Here is a 3,849-nt window from a genome sequence, read left to right on the forward strand (position 1 = left end):
TATAAAACATCAATCCTAAAGTCATTAAGTTTGAAAATAAGTTGTACAAACTCAAACCTGAACCATAATTATTAAAGAAAATCAACATCATAATAGGTGAAATCCAAATCATCATTTTCATGATTCCTGCCATATCAGGCATACCTTCTTGTGGTGGTGCTGACATAGCTTGATCTCCTGTTGTGTATTTCATATAAAAGAAAATAGCAATAGCAGCTAAAATAGGGAACAAACTGATATGATCTCCATATAAAGGAACATTAAATGGTAACTTGGCTATTAAGTCATACGATGATAGGTCTTTTGCCCATAAAAATCCTTGTTGTCTTAATTGAATAGCTGACGGGAAAAACTGGAAAGAAGCATACATAAAAGGCAACTGGATTAAAGCTGGGATACATCCTGCCATAGGATTAACGCCTGCTTTGTTATAAAGTTTCATCGTTTCCTGTTGCTTTTTCATTGGATCTTTAGAAAACTTCTCATTTATTTCATTCATTTCTGGACGCAATACTTTCATTTTAGCTTGTGACAAGAATGATTTATAAGTAAATGGAGACATAGTCAACTTAATTAATACTGTAAATAGAATAATAGCAATTCCATAAGGTAAAAAAGTACTCATTAACCCAAATAATGGAACAAAAATAAATTTATTGATCCAACCAAAAATCCCCCATCCTAATGGAATGATTTCATCTAAATTACGGTCATAAGCATTTAAAATCTTATAATCTGAAGGACCATAATACCAGTTCATTTTATAATCTAATTCACCATTTGTATAAGCTAGGGGTAAAATAGCTCCAAACTTTTTAGTAAAAGTAGTATCTACAGCAGCATCTTTTACTAGATTTTGAGTTGATAGTTTGGCTACTTTAACAGGTGTTTTGGTTAATAAAATAGATGAAAAAAAGTGTTGCTTAAAAGCTACATAAGTTAAATTTGAAACTTGTTCTTCTTCATCTGATTGGTTTAAATAATTGTCTTTTCCTTCTTCATACTCATAAACTACTTCTGTGTAACGGTTTTCATAACTTACACTTTTTTCATTTCGGTAGGTTTTTAGATCCCAAATTAGGTTAGCAGGAACTGAAGTGTTAAACACCGTAGCTAAACCTTGCGATCGCACATCAAAATCTAACATATAATCATTAGGTTTTAATACATATTTATACTCTAAATACGCATTTTGAGCTGTTTTCAAACGCATTGAAAGTACTTGATTGCCCCCTACTTTTGATAAAGTAGGTTCGAAAAACAAATCCTTCGTATTTAAATTCTTTCCTTCTTTTGTTTGAAAAGCTAGATTAAACTGTGCATTATTATTTTTTATTAACTGTACTAACGGTCCTTTTTCATCTATTGATTTAAAGTTTTTCAAGGTTGCATCTACAATATACCCTCCTTTGTTAGCAATTTTTAAACGTATTAGTTCGTTTTCTAAAGTTGTAAATTCCTCTTTTGCTGAAGGCAAGGTTGCTGAATAAGCAAAACTTCCCAATGTAGCTTTTAGAGCCGCTGTTACTTTTGTAGAATCACCTACTACAGAGGCTAAATCTGTTGTTTTAACTAGTGTTTTCTTAGCTTTTACTATTTTTTCTTTTTTAGCTTTTTCAGCATCAATTTCGGCTTGTGTGGGTTGATTTTTATACATTATCCACATCATAATCCCGAAAATTAACGTAAATCCGATAATCGAATTAAGGTCTAACTTTTTTTCTTCCATTTCCTTTTTAGTTCAGCGTTTAAAATTCGGAAAGTTTAATGTTTGAAAACCACTTAAACATCAAACATTTTATTTTAAACTAATTAATTTTATTTTTCACGGTAGCCTCCACAAACTTAACAAAAATAGGATGCGGATTAGCTACTGTACTTTTATATTCTGGGTGGTATTGTACTCCTATAAAAAATGGGTGATTTTCTAATTCAACTACTTCTACCAAACCTGTATCTGGATTTACACCAGAAGCTTTTAAACCTGCGTTTTCCATTGCTTCTAGGTAATCACTATTAAATTCATATCTATGTCGATGGCGCTCTAAAATGTCAGTTACGCCATAAATATTTTTAGCTAAGGATCCTTCTTTCAACTGGCATTTCCACGCTCCTAAACGCATTGTTCCACCTTTATCTGTTATGCTCTTTTGTTCTTCCATTAAGTTAATAACAGGAGCTGAAGTTCCTTTGTTCATTTCTGTAGAATTAGCATCTTTCAAACCTAATACATTACGACCATATTCTATAACGGCCATCTGCATTCCTAAACAAATTCCGAAGAAAGGTATTTTATTTTCGCGAGCGTATCGAACGGTTTCTATTTTTCCTTCTATTCCTCGTTCGCCAAACCCAGGTGCTACTAATATTCCGTCTAACCCCTTTAATTGAGTTTCCGCTGATTTAGCATCTAAATATTCTGAATGAATAGAAATAACATTTACTTTGGTTTCATTTTTTGCTCCCGCATGAATAAAAGCTTCTAAGATTGACTTATAGGAATCTTGTAATTCTACATATTTTCCTACTAGACCAATATTTACTTGATGCTTTGGATTTTTTAAACGGTGTAAAAATTCATTCCATTGTTTTAAATCGGGCGTATTTTTTTCAGGTAAATTTAACCTTTTTAACGCTACACGATCTAACCCTTCTTCTAACATTAAGTTTGGCACGTCATAAATAGTAGACGCATCTATAGACTGAATAACGGCTTCTTTTTTTACATTACAAAATAAAGCCAACTTTTGTCGCATATCAGAAGTTAACTCGTGTTCTGTTCTACAAACTAAAATATCAGCTTTTATACCGCTTTCCATTAATGTTTTTACTGAATGCTGTGTTGGTTTAGTCTTCAGTTCTCCTGCTGCCGATAAAAAGGGGACTAACGTAAGGTGTATAACGATGCCATTATTATCACCCAATTCCCACAACAATTGACGGACTGATTCTATATAGGGTAACGATTCTATATCTCCTACAGTTCCACCAATTTCTGTAATAACAATATCATATTCACCACTTTTACCTAGTAGTTGCATACGTTCTTTGATCTCGTTAGTGATATGAGGTACAACCTGTACCGTTTTTCCTAAAAATTCGCCACGCCTTTCTTTTTCAATAACTGATAGATAAACTCTACCTGTAGTAACGTTATTAGCTTGTGATGTAGGTACGTTTAAAAAACGTTCATAATGACCTAAATCTAAATCCGTTTCAGCACCATCGTCTGTTACATAACATTCCCCGTGTTCATACGGATTTAATGTACCTGGATCTACATTAATATAAGGATCAAATTTTTGAATAGTGGTTCTATACCCTCTTGCCTGCAATAATTTTGCTAATGAAGCTGCTATAATTCCTTTACCTAAAGAAGAAGTTACCCCTCCTGTAACAAAAATATACTTTGTTTGATTCATTGTGTTGTGTTGTTGTATTGTTGTTTAAAACCGCGCAAAAATACAATTATTTAGAATGAAATTCCAATTTAGAAATCACAAAAAGCAAATAAATTTGAATAGTAATTTCAATTTTGAATTTCAGTAAATAAAATTCTTTAGATCTTTGAAACTCCAATTTATTTTTTGGGAAAATTTTGCCGAATATTACGCACCAACTCTTCAAGTCCATTGAGTTTAAGCTCATACACTAATTCTAGTTGTTGACCTAACATACCATTAGGAAATCCCTTTTGTTTGTACCAAACTATATAATGTTCTGGTAAATCAATTAAATAACGTCCTTCGTATTTTCCGAAAGGCATTTTAGTATGGGCTAATTTTATAAGGTGGTCTTTATTCACTTATTTTTTTACTAAAAAAGCATTATTTATATTTTAAAAAAAAC

At 32.0% G+C, this 3,849-nt stretch carries 3 protein-coding genes; all 3 read right to left on the reverse strand.

From position 1 onward, the window contains the following. The coding region (gene yidC / locus B0A78_RS14000) for a membrane protein insertase YidC (RefSeq protein ID WP_106425344.1) at nt 1-1,729 on the reverse strand (1,729 nt) is incomplete at its 3' end. Nucleotides 1,730-1,808: 79 nt separating this feature from the next. Next, nucleotides 1,809-3,422 carry a CTP synthase gene (locus tag B0A78_RS14005; RefSeq protein ID WP_097609794.1) on the reverse strand — a complete coding sequence of 538 codons (1,614 nt, stop codon included), beginning with the start codon at nt 3,420-3,422 and terminating at the stop codon, nt 1,809-1,811. Nucleotides 3,423-3,580: 158 nt separating this feature from the next. Next, nucleotides 3,581-3,805, reverse strand: coding sequence for a DUF3820 family protein (locus B0A78_RS14010; protein ID WP_014164714.1), 225 nt, complete (start codon nt 3,803-3,805; stop codon nt 3,581-3,583). Nucleotides 3,806-3,849: the final 44 nt, after the last annotated feature.

Origin of the sequence: Flavobacterium columnare NBRC 100251 = ATCC 23463 (assembly GCF_002530675.1) — a bacterium.
Lineage (GTDB): Bacteria > Bacteroidota > Bacteroidia > Flavobacteriales > Flavobacteriaceae > Flavobacterium > Flavobacterium columnare.